The organism is Streptomyces venetus (assembly GCF_039540295.1).
Lineage (GTDB): Bacteria > Actinomycetota > Actinomycetes > Streptomycetales > Streptomycetaceae > Streptomyces > Streptomyces venetus.
Map to the genome: position 1 here is coordinate 170,168 of NZ_BAABET010000006.1, position 17,035 is coordinate 187,202.

Sequence of the window (17,035 nt, forward strand, 5' to 3'; positions counted from 1 at the left end):
ACTGGCCGCCCTGCTCGTGATGCTCGGCGTGCAGGCGATGCCCGCGGCCGGACAGCCGAAGGCGGCGGCCGCCGAGCAGGTGCTCACCTGGACGGCCGGCAACGACATCGACAAGTACCTCTCGGCGCCGAAGACGGCGGTCGCCGGCAAGGCCACGATCGTCTTCGAGAACAGTGTGGCCACCGGCAACACCACGGGCATGCCGCACACGCTGACGTTCGTGACCAGCGATCCCGAGTTCAACGACGACGTGCAGCTCAACATCATGGCCAACCCGAACGACGCCCAGGGCGGCAAGTACACCGCCCAGGTCACGCTCACCCCCGGCCGGTACTTCTACCACTGCACGATCCCCGGCCACGGCCAGATGCATGGCATCCTCGTGGTGACCGAGGGCACGGGCGAGGACACCACGGCGCCCGAGGCGTCGGCGCACGTCAGCGGTACGCAGAACACGCAGGGCCAGTACGTCGGTTCGGCGAGCGTGGCGCTGCACGCCACCGACGAGGGCGGCTCGGGCGTCGACAGGATCGAGTACGCGATCGGCGACACGGGTGCCTGGCAGCCGTACACCGCTCCGGTCGTCGTCGACCAGGTCGGCGACCACAAGGTCCGCTACCGCGCGTTCGACAAGGCGGGGAACGTCTCCGCCGAGAAGAGCGCCGCTTTCACGGTCGTGGCACCGCAGTCGGACGACACCACCGCGCCGGAGACCTCGGCGACCGTGTCCGGTGAGCGCGACCCCGACGGGGCGTACATCGCCATGGCGACGGTCACCGTCTCCGCCTCCGACACGGGCTCCGGCGTCAACACCGTCGAGTACGCGATCGGCTCCGGCTCCTGGCAGCCGTACACCGCGCCCGTGATGGTGCACGAGGCGGGGACGCACACGGTCCGCTACCGCGCCACCGACAAGGCGGGCAACGTGGCGGCCGAGAAGAGCGTGCAGTTCAAGGTCGTCGCGGCGCCCCCGCAGGACACCACCCCGCCGGTGACGGGCGTGAGCGTGGACGGGACCAGGAACTCCGCCGGCGCGTACGTCAACAGCGCCCGGGTGACCGTCACGGCGACCGACGAGCACGGCTCGGGCGTGGAGAGGACCGAGTACTCGCTGGACGGCGGGCCGTACCTCGCGTACACGGCCCCGGTGGTGGTCGACCGGGCGGGCGCGCACACCGTGGCGTACCGGGCGACCGACAAGGCGGGCAACACCTCGGCGGCACGCACCGTGACCTTCACGGTCGTCTCCGGGCAGGTGCCGGCGCCGGACTGCCCCGAGTACGACGAGCGGCTGACGGTGATCGTCGGCACGGTCGACTCGGGAGTGCGCAACCGGGTCACCGACAACCGCTGCCGGATCGGCGAGCTGATCGAGGACGAGAAGGAGTGGACGTCCCACGCGCTGTTCCTCAAGCACGTGACGTCCGTGCTGGACGGGCTGCTGAAGGACGGGGCGATCGACCAGCGGGAGTACAACGCCATCCGCAAGGCGGCCCGGCAGTCCGGCATCGGCAAGCCGGGGCAGACCGAGGGCTACCGGGCGATCTTCGACGGCACGGCCGACTCCCTGGCCAAGTGGCAGCAGGTGGGCGGCGGTTCGTTCGGTCTGAACCCCGACGGGACGATCACCTCCAGCACCACGACGCCCGGCATGGGCATGCTGTGGTTCCCGCAGCGCAAGTACGGCGACTTCTCGCTGAAGCTCCAGTGGCGCGACGACGCCCCGGGCACGGGCAACGCCAACTCCGGTGTGTTCGTGCGCTTCCCCTGGGTCCACGACCACCCCGAGGAGTCACGGCCGGAGTGGGTCGCCATCAAGTACGGGCACGAGGTGCAGGTGCTCGACCGGCCCGACGGCGACATGTACAAGACCGGGTCGGTCTACGGGTTCGACCGGGTGGGTCTCGCCGGTGCCGGCGTGACGCAGAAGGGCACCTGGAACGACTACGAGATCCGCGTGGTCGGCCAGCACTACTCGGTGTACCGCAACGGCGTGCTGATCAACGAGTTCGACAACACCGGGGGCCAGGAGTTCAACCCGCCCCGCTCGGACGACCCGGGCACGGACGGGCGGCGGTTCGCCTCCGGCTACATCGGGCTCCAGGTGCACGGCACGACGGACGTGGTGTCCTACCGGGACATCCGCGTCAAGGAGTTGTAGGCCCCTCGGGCGCCTTCCTGGCCCTGCTCGGCTGTACCCGCCTCGGTTCTCCCGGCATCTTCGGATACTCGGGCGGGTACGGCAGGTCTCCGAGTCCGTGGTCGTGTTCGTCGCGGCGGGCGAGGTCGAGCAGGGACTCCAGGGAGTAGCGGTGGTCGTCCATGTCCGCGTGTACGTCGCCGAGTTCGGCGAAGCGCGCGGGCATGGTCGCGAGGTCGAAGTCCTGGGGGTGCGCCACTCCGACCTCGTCCCAGCGCAGGGGCGCGGAGACCGGGGCGTGCGGGCGGGGCCGCACCGAGTAGGCGGAGGCGATCGTGCGGTCGCGTGCCGTCTGGTTGTAGTCCACGAAGATCCGCTTGCCGCGCTCCTCCTTCCACCACTTGATGGTGACCTGCTCCGGCATCCGCCGCTCCATCTCCCGGCCGACGGCGATGGCGGCGCGCCGGACCTGGGTGAAGGTCCAGCGCGGTTCGATGGGCACGAAGACGTGCAGGCCCCGGCCGCCCGAGGTCTTGGGGAATCCGCGCAGTCCGCCGAACTCGTCGAGTACCGCCCGCAGTTCGTGAGCGGCGCGCACGGCGTCCTCGTAGTCGGTGCCGGGCTGCGGGTCGAGGTCGATACGGAGTTCGTCCGGGCGGTCGACGTCCCCGCGGCGCACCGGCCACGGGTGGAAGGTGAGGGTGCCGAACTGGGCGGCCCACACCACCGCTCCGACCTCGGTCGGGCACATCTCGTCGGCGCTGCGGCCACTGGGGAAGGTGATGTGCGCGGTCGGGATCCAGTCGGGCATGTTCTTCGGCGCCCGCTTCTGGAAGAAGTTCTCGCCGTTCACGCCCTCGGGGTAGCGCTCCAGGGTGGTCGGCCGGTCGCGCAGGGCGCGCAGGATGCCGGGGCCGACCGCGATGTAGTAGCGGGCCAGGTCCAGCTTGGTGAAGCCGCGCTCGGGGAAGAACAGCTTGTCCGGGCTGGACAGCCGCACGGTCCGCCCGCCGGCCTCCAGTTCCACCGCGTCACCCATGCGAGCCACGGTAAGCGCAGCACGCGGGCCTCGCATGCGGAGCGTTCCGGCGTCATGGCGAGCGCAGGCGGGCCGCGAGCAGGGTGACGTCGTCCTCGGTGGTGCCGTGCACGAGGCGGGCGACGAGGGCGTCGACGATGCTCTCCAGCGGGCCGTCGATGTCGAGGCGCAGATGTGTGAGGCGGCGCAGCGAGGAGTCGATGTCCCTGCGGCGGTCCTCGATCAGGCCGTCGGTGTACATGAGCAGCACGGTTCCGGGCTCCAGGGGCAGGGTCGCGGCCTCGTATCCGCCGAGGTCGGTGCCCAGGGGCGGCCCGGTGGGGACGTGCACGAGTTCGGCCGGGGCGTCGGGGTGCAGCAGCACGGGCGGCGGGTGCCCGGCTCCGGCGAACGTGCAGGTGCCCGCGAGGGGATCGACGAGGGCGAGCAGGCAGGTGGCCACCCGGTCGATGCCGATGCTCGCCAGGCGGCGGTCGGCCTCCTGGAGGATCCGTTCGACGGGGGCGCCGGAGGCGGCGAGGGTGCGCATGAGGGAGCGGTACTGGCTCATGGCGACGGCTGCGGTGAAGCCGTGGCCCATGACGTCGCCCATCACCTGGAGGGTGCGGCCGCAGGACAGGGCCATCGAGTCGAACCAGTCCCCGCCGACCAGGGCACGCTGCCCCGCGGGCAGGTAGCGGGAGGCCGTCTCGACGTCCGGGTGCGGGGTGCCGGGCTCGGACATCAGGGCGCGTTGCAGTTCCAGCGCCATGGTGTGTTCGAGTGTGTAGCGGCGGGCGTTGTCGATGGAGACGGCGGCCCGGGCGGCGAGTTCCTGGGCCACGACCACGTCCTCGTCGGTGAAGGGCGCCGAGTCGCCTGCCCGGCACAGGTACAGCACGCCGACCGGGTGGTCCCTCGTCGGCAGGGGCACCACGACGACGGAGTGGATCCCTACGTCGCGGAACACCTCCACGTTGAGCTGTGTGCGCACCATCTTCAGCATGACGTCGTCCGAAGCGAGGTTCCCGACCCATGGGCGCCCCGTGTCCAGGCAGCTCCGGGTCGGGGAGTCACGGGGGGCGTCGAAGTAGTAGCCGGCGTCCGTGATGAGGCCGATACGGCCGACGACGTCCGGACCGCCCGCCGAGGCGACGCCCCGCAGCCGGAGGACGCCGGGGGCCGGTGGCGGCAGGTCGTCGACCTCCTCCGGGTCCACGGTCCAGACGGACGCCCGGTCCGCCAGGCTCGGCACCACGAAGTCGGCCAGTTCCGCACAGGTCTGCTCGACGCGGAGCGAGGTGCCGACCCGGGTGGCGGCGGTGTCCAGGAGGGCCAGGCGCTGGTGGGCCCGCTCCAGGTCGTCCATGTACTGGCGCAGTCCGCTGACCTCCACCGCGATGCCGCACAGGCCGAGCACCCGGTCGCCGTACTCCAGCCGGTGGTAGACCGCGCTCCACTGCCGCTGCCGGAAGGGTGACGGGGCGCGTGTGGTGCCGGTGACGGACAGCGCCCGGGGGGTGCCGTCGCCGAGGATCATGCGCAGGATGTCCTCCGAGCGCTGGATGTCCGGCAGGACCTCGCCCATGGTCCGGCCGAGGAACGCGTCGGGCGCCACGCCGCTCATGCGGGCCATGGCGTCGTTGACGTACCGGAAGCGCAGCCGTTCGTCCATGATGGCCACGGCGGCGGCGGTGCCGTCCAGGACGTCGCGGAGGATCTTGTACTCGCGGGCCTGTGCGACGGCCTCGGCAGGCGCGTCGGCCAGCATCGACAGCAGCGCGTCCTCGGCGCCGGCGAAAAGCGTCTTCAGCGGAGACTGGTCGTAGCTCACGCGGATCCTCCTCATCCGCCCCCTGATCAGAGCACGCCACGTTCCAGTGTGTGGGCGGGGCCCGGCATCCGCATCCTCGGGCCATCCCGCCCTGACCTGGGCTTTCACCGGAGTGTTCAACAGGCGGTCCGCGCAGGCCGCTCTTAGAGTCGGACCATGGACCTGCCGGTGATGCCCCCTGTGCTGCCGATGCTCGCCAAGTCCGTGGCGGCGATCCCCGCGGGTATGCAGTACGAGGCGAAGTGGGACGGGTTCCGGGCGATCGTGTTCCGGGACGGCGACGAGGTCGAGCTCGGCAGCCGGACAGGAAAGCCGCTGACCAGGTACTTTCCCGAGCTGGTGACGGCTGTGCGGGAGCGGCTGCCCGAGCGGTGCGTGGTGGACGGGGAGATCGTGATCGCGCGGGAGGGGCATCTGGACTTCGACGCGCTGACCGAGCGGATCCACCCGGCGGACTCGCGGGTGCGGATGCTGGCCGAGCGGACGCCGGCCTCACTGGTCGTCTTCGATCTGCTGGCGCTGGGGGACGAGTCGCTGATGGACGTGCCACTGACCGAGCGCCGCGAGGCGCTCACGAGGGAGTTCTCCGGGGTGACGGCCCCCGTGCACCTGGCGCCCGCGACCACGGACATCGAGGTGGCGCGGCAGTGGTTCGAGGAGTACGAGGGGGCGGGGCTGGACGGTGTCGTCGCCAAGCCTCTGACGGTGCGCTACCGCCCGGACCAGCGCGCCATGTTCAAGGTCAAGCACGAGCGTACGGCGGACGTCGTCGTCGCCGGGTACCGCCTGCACAAGAGCGGCCCCGTGGTCGGCTCGCTGCTGCTCGGCCTGTACGACGACCGCGGCGCCCTCCAGCACGTGGGCGTCTGCGCCGCCTTCACGATGAAGCGGCGCGCCGAGCTGGTGGAGGAGCTGGAGCCGCTGCGGATGGACGACGTCCAGGGCCATCCGTGGGCGGCCTGGTCCGACGAGGCCGCGCACGAGACGGCGCGGCTGCCGGGGGCGCCGAGCCGGTGGTCGGGCCGCAAGGACCTGTCGTGGGTGCCGCTCAGGCCGGAGCGGGTGGTCGAGGTGGCGTACGACCACATGGAGAACGGGCAGCGCTTCCGGCACACTGCCCGTTTCCGCCGCTGGCGCCCGGACCGGGCCCCCGAGAGCTGCACCTACGCGCAGCTCGAGGAGCCGGTCCGCTACGACCTGGCGGAGATCTTCGGCGGTTGAGGCGGTTGAGGCGGCTGAGAGCGGCTCAGGGCTGCATCAGCACCTTGACCGCGCCGTCCTGCTTCTGCTGGAACATCTCGTACGCGTGCGGGGCGTCCGACAGCGCCACCCGGTGGGTGGCGAAGTCCTCGACGCCGAGCGGGTCCTCGTCGGTCAGGTACGGGATGATGTCGTCGCTGTAGCGGCGGACGTTGGCCTGGCCCATCCGCAGCTGGATCTGCTTGTCGAACAGGGTGAGCAGCGGCAGCGGGTCCGCCGTGCCGCCGTAGATGCCGGACAGCGAGATGGTGCCGCCGCGGCGGACCAGGTCGATGGCCGTGTAGAGGGCGGCGAGGCGGTCGACGCTGAAGCGTTCGGCGAGCGGGCCGCTCAGCTTGCGGGGCAGGACCGTCGCGGCGTTCTGCACCATGCGCGCCGCCGCGCTGCCGTGCGCCTCGGTGCCGACGGCGTCGATCACGGCGTCGGGGCCGCGGCCGTCGGTCTCGTCGCGGATCGCGGCGACGAGTTCCTTCTCGTCGTCGAAGGACCGGAGGTCGAAGGTCTCCACGCCCCGGGCACGGGCCCGGCGCAGCCGCTCCGGGACCAGGTCCACGCCGAACACCCGTCCGGCGCCGCGCACCTGGGCGACGCGGCAGGCCATGTCGCCGATGGGGCCGAGACCGAGGACGGCGATGCTGCCGCCCTGCGGCACATCGGCGTAGACGACCGCCTGCCAGGCCGTGGGCAGGACGTCGGAGAGGTAGACGAACCGGTCGTCGGACGGCCCTTCGGGGACCTTGATCGGGCCGTACTGCGCCTGCGGGACGCGCAGGTACTCGGCCTGGGCGCCCGGCACCGAGCCGTACAGACGGGTGTAGCCGAACAGGGGGGCGCCCATGCCCTGGGTGTCGACCTGGGTGGTCTCGCACTGGGTGGGCAGGCCGGTCAGGCACATCCAGCAGTTGCCGCAGGCGATCTGGAACGGGACCACGATCCGGTCCCCGACCTGGAGGTCCGGGACGCCCGCGCCGACCTCCTCGACGATGCCGATGGGCTCATGACCGAGGATGTCGCCCGGGGTCATGAACGGCGTGAGCACTTCGTACAGGTGCAGATCGGACCCGCACAGCCCGGTGGAGGTGATGCGGATGATCGCGTCCGTCGGCTCCTGGATCTTCGGATCGGGCACGGTCTCCACCCGCACGTCCCGCTTGCCCTGCCAGGTCAATGCCCTCATCGCCTCGCGCTCCCTCCGTAGCGTGCGCGTCGGTGGTACGGCCGTCCCCGAGTACCCGGGCGCCCCGCGCTGAACCTTGAGCCGATCGGCGGACCCTGCGGAAACCCTCCGTCAGAAACGATCGCCTGTGGCCATCGCCGGACATATAAGAGCACAATCAAGACAAATCAACCGGACGAGGCGCGGTGGCGACGGTGGTCATGGGACGAGGGGTGCGCGGACGGCGTGCTGCTGCGACAGCGGCGCTGCTGGCCGCCACGATGACGGCCGCCCTGGCGGCGGGCTGCACCGGCGGGGGCGGCGCGGGCGACGACGGACGGGGAACGCCCGAGGAGTCGAAGCCGGGGACGTCACCGTCGGCGAGCGGCCTCTCGGTCCTCGCGGTCAAGATCGACAACGCCTCCGCGGCCCGGCCGTCCACGGGTGTCGACGCCGCGGACGTGGTGTACGCGGAGCAGGTCGAGGGCGGGTTGAGCCGGCTGATGGCGGTGTACGCGACCCGTCTGCCAAAGACCGTCGGCCCGGTGCGCAGCGCACGCGAGTCGGATCTGGAGCTGCTGCGCCAGTTCGACCGGCCCACACTCGCCTTCTCCGGAGCGCAGAAGAACCTGCTGCCGCTGATCGACAAGGCACCGCTGCGGGCCGAGACGCCGGGCAACGCGCCGGACGCGTACTTCCGCGCCCCCGACAGGCAGGCCCCGCACAACCTCTATCTGCGGCCCTCGAAGGTCATGCCCGAAACGCCCGGCGAGGCCGCCCTCACCACCGGCTTCCGCTACGGCTCCGCCCCCGCCGGTGGCACGGCGACCGCCTCGCAGACGGTGCGCTATCCGGCGGCGAGTTTCACCTTCACCTGGTCAAAGGCCCGCGACCGCTGGCTGGTCGGCATGGACGGCAGCCCCGCGACGACGTCCGACGGGAAGCGGATGGCGGCGGCGACGGTCGTCGTGCAGTCCGTGAAAGTGCGCGAGTCCGCCTTCCGCGACTTCCTCGGCAACAACACGCCGTACACCGAGACGGTGGGCTCGGGCAAGGCGAAGGTGCTGCGCGACGGCCGCGCCTACGACGTGGACTGGAAGCGTGAGAAGGCCACGGACGGGACGGCGTTCACCACCGGGGACGGCACACCCGTGAACTTCGCGAAGGGTCAGGTGTGGGTGGTGTACACCGAGGCCCGCTGACGGGCCCGCCCGCTTCAGCCCGGCGCCACCAGGGACTCCCCCGGGTTGCGCAGCCCCTCGGCCGCGTCCGCCACCCGCCGGATGAGGTCGAAGAACACCGTCCGCTCCTCGGCGGTCAGCGGGGCGAGGAAGACCTGGTTCATCCGGGCGGTGCGCACGGTCAGCTTGCGATGGGTGCGCGCACCCTCGTCCGTGAGACGCAGCAGGAAGCGGCGGCCGTCCTCCGGGTCGCGGACCTTGTCGAGCAGTCCGCGCCGGCTGAGCCGGCTGATCACCTCGGCGATCGTGGACCGGTCGAGTCCCACCCGCTCCCCCACCGTGCGCTGGTCCAGGCCGGGCTCGGCGACGAGCGTGTTGAGGACCGCGAACTGGGGCGAGGTGATCTCCTCGGAGACCATCGTGTTCCACAGCAGATAGTGCGCCTGCTGGAGCCTCCGGGCCAGGTGCCCGGGGTGGGTGGTGAGGTCCGCGGCCGCCATGTGCACCCCTCGGTCGTCTTCGTCGGTGCACTGAACAATACCCGGCCACGCCAGGGCTGTCCGCCGTCCACATGTGGAAGCAGAGGCGGAAATACCGAGGTATTGACGCGTCGCTGTCCCGATGGCAGCGTGAGGGGAGCTTCACGGAAATACTCAGTGCCCTGACTAATTGACGGTCGGGACGCTCGGAAGAGATGGGGCTTCTCGGATGGACAAGGTGGTCGCCACAGCCCTGGAGGCGGTGGCCGACGTGCCGGACGGCGCGTCGCTCGCGGTGGGCGGATTCGGGCTGAGCGGTGTGCCGAACGTGCTGATCCAGGCGCTCCACGAACGCGGGGTGACCGGGGTGTCGGTGGTCTCCAACAACTGCGGGGCGATGGAGTCGGGCCTGGCGGTCCTGCTCGCCGCCGGCCGGATCGCCCGGGTGACGGGCTCCTACATCGGCGCCAACAAGGAGTTCGCCCGGCAGTACCTGGCGGGCGAGCTGGAGGTGGAGCTGATCCCGCAGGGCACGCTGGCCGAGCGGCTGCGGGCCGGCGGCGCCGGGATCCCCGCCTTCTACACCCCGGCCGGGGTGGGCACCCAGGTCGCCGAGGGCGGACTGCCGTGGCGCTACGACGGACAGGGCGGGGTCGCCCTCGCCTCCCCGCCGAAGGAGGTCCGGGAGTTCGACGGCACCCCGTACGTGCTGGAGCGGGGCATCCGCACCGACTTCGCCCTGGTCCGGGCCGCGAAGGGCGACCGCCACGGCAACCTGGTCTTCAACAAGTCCTCCCGCAACTTCAACCCGCTCGCGGCGATGGCCGGGCGGGTCACCGTCGCCGAGGTGGAGGAACTGGTGGAACCCGGCGCGATCGACCCCGACGCGGTGCATCTGCCCGGCATCTTCGTGCAGCGGGTCCTCGCACTCACCCCTCAGCAGGCGGCGGACAAGCAGATCGAGCAGCGGACGGTGAGGTCCTGATGGCCTGGAGTCGCGAGGAGATGGCCGCGCGCGCGGCCCGGGAGCTGAGGGACGGCCAGTACGTCAACCTCGGCATCGGCCTGCCCACCCTCATCCCCAACTACCTTCCGCCCGGCGTCGAAGTGGTGCTCGAGTCGGAGAACGGCATCCTCGGCACCGGCCCCTACCCCACCGAGGACACCGTCGACCCGGACCTGATCAACGCCGGGAAGGAGACGGTGACGGTCCTGCCGGGCGCGTCCTTCTTCGACTCGGCGCTGTCCTTCTCGATGATCCGGGGCGGGCACATCGACGTGGCCGTGCTGGGCGCCATGCAGGTGTCCGAGCGGGGCGACCTGGCCAACTGGGCGATCCCCGGGAGGATGATCACCGGGATCGGCGGGGCGATGGACCTGGTGCACGGGGCCCGCACGGTGATCGTGGTGATGACCCACACCGCCAAGGACGGCTCCCCGAAGATCCTCGCCGAGTGCGCCCTGCCGCTGACCGGCAAGGGCTGCGTGAACCGGATCATCACCGACCTCGGCGTCCTCGACGTCACCGACGACGGGCTCGTCCTGGTGGAGACCGCGCCGGGCGTGAGCGCCGCCGAGATCGCCGCGAAGACGGACGCCGAACTGACCGTGCCGGAGGGTGTGCAGTGAAGGACGTCTACATCGTCGACGCGGTCCGCACGCCGGTCGGCCGCTACAACGGGGGCCTGGCCTCGGTCCGTCCGGACGACCTGGGCGCGCACGCGATCCGCGAACTCCTCGTCCGTATTCCCGACTTGGATCCGGCGAGGATCGAGGACGTGTACTTCGGCAACGCCAACGGCGCCGGTGAGGAGAACCGCAACGTCGGCCGCATGGCGGCCCTGCTGGCGGGCCTGCCCACCTCGGTGCCGGGCGTGACCGTCAACCGGCTGTGCGCGTCCGGCCTGGAGGCGGTCATCCAGGCGGCTCGCGCGATCGCGGTCGGGGACGCCTCGATCGCCGTGGCCGGTGGCGTCGAGTCGATGACCCGGGCGCCCTATGTGCTGCCCAAGTCCGACAAGCCCTTCCCGGCCGGGCACACCGAGCTGTACTCCACCACCCTCGGCTGGCGGATGGTCAACCCGCGCATGGAGCCGCAGTGGACGATCCCGCTGGGCGAGTCGGCCGAACTCATCGCGGACAAGCACAAGATCGGCCGGGAACAGCAGGACGAGTTCGCGCTGCGCAGCCACCAGAAGGCGGCGCGGGCGCAGTCGGAGGGCCTGTTCGACGGTGAACTGGCGCCCGTGACGATCCCGCGGCGCAAGGGCGATCCGGTGGTCTTCGCCGCCGACGAGTCTGTCCGTCCGGATGCCTCCCTGGCGGCGATGGCCAAGTTGAAGCCGTCGTTCCGCGCGGAGGGCGGTACGGTGACGGCGGGTAACGCTTCCCCGTTGAACGACGGTGCGGCGGCGCTGCTGCTCGTCGACGAGGACGGTCTGAGGGCCACCGGCCGTGAGCCGCTCGCGCGGATCTCCGCGACCGGCGTCAACGCCGTCGATCCGGACTACTTCGGGCTCGCTCCCGTCGAGGCCGTCAACCGGGCGCTGGCGAAGGCGGGCAAGGGCTTCGGTGACCTGTCGGTGCTGGAGCTGAACGAGGCCTTCGCCGCCCAGGTGCTGGGCTGCGTCGCCGAGTGGCCCGAGTTCGATCCCGCGATCCTCAATCCGCAGGGTGGTGCGATCGCCCTCGGGCATCCGCTGGGTGCGTCCGGCGCGCGGCTCGCCGGGACGGTTGCGCATCAGCTTGCCCGGCGTGGGAGTGGCGTCGGTGTCGCCACGCTCTGCATCGGGGTGGGCCAAGGCCTTGCTCTCGTCCTGGAGCGCTAGGGCCTGTTGCGAAAGTCCCGCCTGCCCCGCGACGCCCGGCACGCCGAGAGCACGCACCGGACGCCGCGGAGCCCGCCCTCCGGCCGGACGACGGGCTTTCGCAACAGGCCCTAGCGCCGTTCGAGGCTGCGGGCCGCGCGTGGCTGGTCGCGCCCGCGCGGCGGCGCCGCATATCGGTTCAGCCCCTCGCCCCTGACGGGGCACGACCCTCAAGAACCTCAGGGACCCCCATGACTCTCACACAGCACGACATCGACCAGGAGATCGCGGCCGAGCGCGCCGCCTACGACAGGCGCCTCGCCGAGGGCGGGCCCGTGGAGCACCAACCGCGCCGCGACTACGCGCCGTACCGCTCCTCGGTGCTCCGGCACCCGAAGCAGCCGCCGGTCACCATCGACGTCAGCCAGGACCCGGAGCTGGTGGAGCTGTCCTCCCCGGCCTTCGGGGAGCGGGACATCACCGAGATCGACAACGATCTCACCCGGCAGCACGACGGGGAGCCGATCGGCGAGCGCATCACCGTCTCCGGTCGCCTCCTGGACCGGGACGGCCGCCCCGTGCGCGGCCAGCTCGTGGAGATCTGGCAGGCCAACTCGGCGGGCCGCTACGCCCATCAGCGCGAGCAGCACGACGCCCCGCTGGACCCGAACTTCACCGGCGTGGGCCGCACGCTCACCGACGGCGAGGGCCGCTACCACTTCACCACCGTCCAGCCGGGCCCGTACCCGTGGCGCCAGCACGTCAACGCCTGGCGGCCCGCGCACATCCACTTCTCGCTCTTCGGCACGGCCTTCACCCAGCGGCTCGTGACCCAGATGTACTTCCCGAGCGACCCGCTGTTCCCCTACGACCCGATCATCCAGTCGGTGACGGACGACGCGGCCCGGCAGCGACTGGTCGCGACGTACGACCACAGCCTGTCGGTGCCGGAGTTCTCGATGGGCTACCACTGGGACATCGTGCTGGACGGCCCGCAGGCCACCTGGATCGAAGAAGGGCGCTGACCTGCCATGACGAAGATCGACAGCAGCAGGCCGGAGAGCGTGCTGCCCACCCCCTCGCACACCGTGGGCCCCTTCTACGGCCACGCCCTGCCGTTCCGCGGCGGCGAGGACATCGCGCCCCTCGGGCACCCGGACACGGTCACCGTGCACGGGTACGTCCTCGACGGCGAGGGCAGGCCGCTGCCCGACGCCCTGATCGAGCTGTGGGGCCCGGACCCGGACGGCAACGTGCCGACGGCCGACGGTTCGATGCGCCGCGACCCGGCTTCCGGCGGTTTCCTGGGGCGCAACGGCGTGGAGTTCACGGGCTGGGGACGGATCCAGACCGATGCGAACGGCCACTGGTACGCGCGGACCCTGCGGCCCGGCGCACGCGGGCGGAGCGCCCCGTACCTCAGCGTGTGCGTCTTCGCGCGCGGGCTCCTCGTGCACCTGTACACCCGGATCTACCTGCCGGGCGACGCGGAGGCGCTCGCCGCCGACCCGTTGCTGGCCCGGCTGGAGGACGGGCGCCGCGACACGCTGGTCGCCGTGGCGGAGGACAGCGGGACGTACCGTTTCGACATCCGCCTTCAGGGCGAAGGCGAGACGGTCTTCCTGGAGTTCCAGTGACAGCTGCGCACGGCGACACCGGCCTGCTCGCCCCCGGATGGTCCGGCTCGGCGGCCTCCTCCGCCACGAGCGACCACGCGTATCTGCGGGCGCTGCTCGACGCGGAAGCGGCGCTGACCCGGGCCCAGGCCGGGCTCGGGCTCGCCCCCGCCGAGGCGGCGGCGGCGGTGACCGAGGCGGCCGACGCCGGCACCTTCGACGTGCGGTCCGTCGCCGAACGGGCCCGCGCGGGCGGCAACCCCGTCATCCCCCTGGTCGCGGATCTGACCGAGGCCGTGGGCGAGGAGTACGGCCCCTACGTCCACCGGGGCGCGACCAGCCAGGACATCATGGACACCGCGTCGATGCTGGTCGCCGCACGCACGCTCGACCTGGTCCTCGACGATCTGGGCCGCACCGAGCGGGCGCTGGCCGCACTGGCCACCGAGCACCGGGACACCGCGATGCCGGGACGGACGCTCACCCAGCACGCCGTGCCGACGACGTTCGGGCTGAAGGCGGCCGGGTGGCGGTCGCTGGTGCTCGACGCGCGGGACCGGGTGCGGACCGTACGGGACACGCTGCCCGCTCAACTCGGAGGCGCGGCGGGGACGTTGGCGGCCTTCGGAGCGTACGGCGCGAGCGATCCGACCGCGCTGCCGGCGGCGTACGCCCGTGAACTCGGCCTCCGGGCGCCCGATCTGCCCTGGCACACCCTGCGGACGCCCGTCGCCGATCTCGCGGGGTGTCTCGCCTTCACGGCGGGCGCGCTCGGCAAAGTCGCCGTGGACGTCCTCACCCTCTCGCGCACCGAGATCTCCGAGGTCGTGGAAGGCAGCGGCGGGGGTTCGTCCGCCATGCCGCACAAGTCCAATCCCGTACGGTCCACCCTCATCGCCTCCGCCGCGCGGCGCGCACCGCAGCTCGCGGCCACGCTGTACGGGGCGCTGGCGGCGGAGGACGAGCGGCCCGCCGGAGCCTGGCACGCGGAGTGGGAACCGCTCAGGGACCTGCTGCGGCTGGCCGGCGGGGCCGCCCGGGACGCCGTCGAGCTGGCGGAGGGGCTGCGGGTCAGGCCCGAGGCCATGCGCGCACACCTGGATCTGACGGACGGGTTGATCGTCTCCGAGCGGCTGTCCGCCGAGCTGGCCCCGGTGCTGGGCCGGGCCCGTGCCAAGGAACTCCTCACCCGGCTGGCCGCCACGGGGCGCCCGCTCGACCAGGCGCCTGAGCTGGCCGACGCCGACCTCGATCCCACCCACTACACCGGCTCCGCCGGAGCCCTCACCGACCGTGCTCTGGAGCGACGTTGACACTCCTCAACCACCGTGCCGAAGGGTCCCCCTCCGCTCCCCCGCTGCTGCTCGGCCCCTCGCTGGGCACGTCGTACGCGCTGTGGGACAAGGTGGCGCCCGAACTGTCGGTCACCCACCGGGTGGTCCGCTGGGACCTGCCGGGACACGGGGGTTCGGCGGCCGGTCTCGTCCGGGCCGGCGCGACGGTCGGCGACCTCGCCGGCCTGGTGCTGGCGCTCGCCGACTCGCTCGGCATCGAGCGGTTCGCGTACGCGGGTGTGTCGCTGGGCGGGGCCGTGGGGCTGCATCTCGCGGTGCATCATCCCCGGCGGCTGTCGTCGCTGGCCGTGATCTGCTCGTCGGCGCACTTCAACGGGGCGAAACCCTGGGAGGAGCGGGCGGCGCTGGTGCGGCGGGAGGGGCTGGCCGGGCTGGCGGAGAACGCGGACGCGCGCTGGTTCACGTCCGGGTTCACCGTGCCGGAGCTGGTCCAGGACCACCGGGACGCCGACCCGGACGCCTACGCCGCCTGCTGTGACGCGCTCGCCGCGTTCGACCTGAGGGACCGGCTGCCCGAAATCCGCGTGCCGTGTCTGCTGGTCGCCGGCCGGGACGATCCGGCGACGCCGCCCGCCCACCTGCGGGAGATCGCCGACGCGGTGCCGGGCGCGGCGCTCGTGGAGATCCCGGGCGCCTCGCACCTGGCGCCCGCGCAGTGCCCGGAGGCGGTGCTGACCGCGCTGCGGGCCCACTTCGGCGCGCCCGCCGGACGCGGGATGCAGGTGCGGCGCGAGGTGCTCGGCGACACGCACGTCGACCGGGCGCAGGGCCGGCAGACCCCCTTCACGGCGCGCTTCCAGGATTTCATCTCGCGCTACGCCTGGGGCGAGATCTGGACCGATCCGACGCTGTCCCGCCGCGAACGCAGCATGATCACCCTCACCGCGCTGGTCGCGCACGGCCATTACGAGGAGCTGGCCATGCATGTGCGGGCGGCGCGCCGCAACGGGCTCACGCGGGAGGAGATCGGCGCGGTGCTGCTCCAGACGGCGGTGTACTGCGGCGTCCCGGCGGCGAACTCGGCGTTCGCCACGGCTCAGCGGGTGCTCGCCGAGGAGGACGACGCCTCGTAGGCGCCGGAGGGTGACCCTGCCGGTCGTACGCTCGACGGCAGCTCGCTCGGGCGCGCACGGCGTGCCTACGGTGGGGACATGTCCACCATCCTGATCACGGGCGCCACCTCGGGGCTCGGCCGGTACGTCGCCTTCGAGCTGGTCCGTTCCGGCCATGTGGTCCTCGTCCACGGCCGGGACGCGGGCCGTACCGAGCGGCTGGCCGAGGAGTTGCGCGCCGAGGCGTTCGTCGCCGACCTGGCCTCGCTGGCGCAGGTGCGCGAGCTGGCCGGGCACGTCGCCGACGCGCATCCCGAGCTCGACGTGCTGGTCAACAACGCCGGTGTGGGCTTCGGGGCGCCCGGTGCGGGACGTGAGGTGAGCGTCGACGGGCATGAGCTTCGGCTCGCGGTCAACTACCTGGCGCCGGTCGTGCTGACCCGGGCCCTGCTGCCGGTGCTGCGGGCGAACGCGCCCGCGCGGATCATCAACGTCGGCTCGGCGGGCCAGGAGCCCCTCGTCTTCGAGGACCCCGAGTTCACCCGGGGCTACGACGGCGTCTCGGCGTACAGCCGCAGCAAGTTCGCCCTCGCGGCGCACACCTTCGCGCTCGCCGAGGAGCTCGACGGCACCGGCGTCTCGGTGAACGTGCTGCACCCGGCGACCTACATGGACACGGCCATGGTCCGTGATGCGGACGTGACGCCGTGGAGCACGGTCGCCGACGGGGCGGCCGGAGTGCTCGCCCTGGCCACGCGGGACATGGGAAGCGGCGGCTTCTACGACGGGACACGGCCGGGGCGGGCCCACGCTGCGGCCTACGACCCGCAGGTACATACGCGTCTGGCAGCGGTGACCGATCAACTGGTGCGGACCTGACCGGCTCGTCGCCCCGGAGCACACCACCGCTTGCCCGCACCGGCCGACCGAACAGGGCCCCGGCCCTGCGATCCGAGCACCGCACGACACCGGTCGCCCTCACCGACCGACCGAACACTGCCCGACCCCGGCCTGCGACGCCGGCGCCACACAGCACCGGCCGCCCTCACCGGCCGGCCGACCGTGCCCGAACCGGCCCTCCGGCCCAGCACCGCACAACCACGGTCGCCCTCACCAACCGACCGAACACTGCTCAAC

General features: G+C 72.1%; 15 protein-coding genes. 11 read left to right on the plus strand and 4 right to left on the minus strand.

The genetic code is table 11. The features are described from left to right. Positions 1–19: 19 nt before the first annotated feature. Entirely contained in the window at positions 20–2,161 is a 2,142-nt protein-coding gene (locus tag ABEA82_RS20875) for an OmpL47-type beta-barrel domain-containing protein (RefSeq protein ID WP_345663467.1), read from the plus strand. On the opposite strand, the gene ligD is transcribed toward ABEA82_RS20875, so the two are convergent. Both ligD and ABEA82_RS20885 read right to left on the minus strand, forming a co-directional pair. Beyond that, a complete protein-coding gene (gene ligD, locus ABEA82_RS20880) occupies positions 2,148–3,179 on the minus strand; it encodes a non-homologous end-joining DNA ligase (protein WP_003994331.1) in 1,032 nt (343 codons plus the stop codon). The genes ABEA82_RS20875 and ligD overlap by 14 nt on opposite strands. Before the next feature lie 52 nt (positions 3,180–3,231). Continuing rightward, on the minus strand, positions 3,232–4,992 hold the full coding sequence (locus tag ABEA82_RS20885) for a SpoIIE family protein phosphatase (protein WP_345663093.1): 1,761 nt from the start codon (positions 4,990–4,992) through the stop codon (positions 3,232–3,234). Positions 4,993–5,148: 156 nt separating this feature from the next. On the opposite strand from ABEA82_RS20885, the gene ABEA82_RS20890 reads away from it, so the two are divergent. Next, entirely contained in the window at positions 5,149–6,213 is a 1,065-nt protein-coding gene (locus ABEA82_RS20890; RefSeq protein ID WP_345663094.1) for an ATP-dependent DNA ligase, read from the plus strand. 25 nt (positions 6,214–6,238) lie between these two features. Here ABEA82_RS20890 and ABEA82_RS20895 read toward each other — a convergent pair whose 3' ends face one another. Next, positions 6,239–7,429 carry a zinc-dependent alcohol dehydrogenase gene (locus ABEA82_RS20895; protein WP_345663095.1) on the minus strand — a complete coding sequence of 397 codons (1,191 nt, stop codon included), beginning with the start codon at positions 7,427–7,429 and terminating at the stop codon, positions 6,239–6,241. Positions 7,430–7,629: 200 nt separating this feature from the next. Here ABEA82_RS20895 and ABEA82_RS20900 point away from each other — a divergent pair, with 200 nt between their 5' ends. Further along, positions 7,630–8,610, plus strand: coding sequence for a DUF3048 domain-containing protein (locus tag ABEA82_RS20900; protein WP_345663468.1), 981 nt, complete (start codon positions 7,630–7,632; stop codon positions 8,608–8,610). Positions 8,611–8,624: 14 nt separating this feature from the next. On the opposite strand, the gene ABEA82_RS20905 is transcribed toward ABEA82_RS20900, so the two are convergent. Beyond that, positions 8,625–9,089 (minus strand): MarR family winged helix-turn-helix transcriptional regulator, encoded by a 465-nt coding sequence (locus tag ABEA82_RS20905; protein ID WP_345663096.1) that lies wholly within the window; start codon positions 9,087–9,089, stop codon positions 8,625–8,627. Positions 9,090–9,297: 208 nt separating this feature from the next. Here ABEA82_RS20905 and ABEA82_RS20910 point away from each other — a divergent pair, with 208 nt between their 5' ends. The 8 genes from ABEA82_RS20910 (at position 9,298) to ABEA82_RS20945 (ending at position 16,777) form a co-directional block, all read left to right on the plus strand. Further along, positions 9,298–10,053 (plus strand): CoA transferase subunit A, encoded by a 756-nt coding sequence (locus ABEA82_RS20910; protein WP_345663097.1) that lies wholly within the window; start codon positions 9,298–9,300, stop codon positions 10,051–10,053. Then, entirely contained in the window at positions 10,053–10,697 is a 645-nt protein-coding gene (locus ABEA82_RS20915) for a CoA transferase subunit B (RefSeq protein WP_345663098.1), read from the plus strand. Before ABEA82_RS20910 ends, ABEA82_RS20915 begins: the two co-directional genes overlap by 1 nt. Continuing rightward, positions 10,694–11,896 (plus strand): thiolase family protein, encoded by a 1,203-nt coding sequence (locus ABEA82_RS20920; RefSeq protein WP_345663099.1) that lies wholly within the window; start codon positions 10,694–10,696, stop codon positions 11,894–11,896. Before ABEA82_RS20915 ends, ABEA82_RS20920 begins: the two co-directional genes overlap by 4 nt. A gap of 230 nt (positions 11,897–12,126) precedes the next feature. Continuing rightward, positions 12,127–12,900, plus strand: coding sequence for a protocatechuate 3,4-dioxygenase subunit beta (gene pcaH, locus ABEA82_RS20925; protein ID WP_345663100.1), 774 nt, complete (start codon positions 12,127–12,129; stop codon positions 12,898–12,900). 6 nt (positions 12,901–12,906) lie between these two features. After that, positions 12,907–13,512, plus strand: coding sequence for a protocatechuate 3,4-dioxygenase subunit alpha (gene pcaG / locus ABEA82_RS20930; RefSeq protein WP_345663101.1), 606 nt, complete (start codon positions 12,907–12,909; stop codon positions 13,510–13,512). Next, on the plus strand, positions 13,509–14,804 hold the full coding sequence (gene pcaB, locus ABEA82_RS20935; RefSeq protein ID WP_345663102.1) for a 3-carboxy-cis,cis-muconate cycloisomerase: 1,296 nt from the start codon (positions 13,509–13,511) through the stop codon (positions 14,802–14,804). Before pcaG ends, pcaB begins: the two co-directional genes overlap by 4 nt. After that, positions 14,801–15,919 (plus strand): bifunctional 3-oxoadipate enol-lactonase/4-carboxymuconolactone decarboxylase PcaDC, encoded by a 1,119-nt coding sequence (pcaDC, locus tag ABEA82_RS20940; protein WP_345663103.1) that lies wholly within the window; start codon positions 14,801–14,803, stop codon positions 15,917–15,919. Before pcaB ends, pcaDC begins: the two co-directional genes overlap by 4 nt. Positions 15,920–15,997: 78 nt before the next feature. Next, positions 15,998–16,777, plus strand: coding sequence for an SDR family NAD(P)-dependent oxidoreductase (locus ABEA82_RS20945; RefSeq protein WP_345663104.1), 780 nt, complete (start codon positions 15,998–16,000; stop codon positions 16,775–16,777). Positions 16,778–17,035 lie beyond the last annotated feature (258 nt).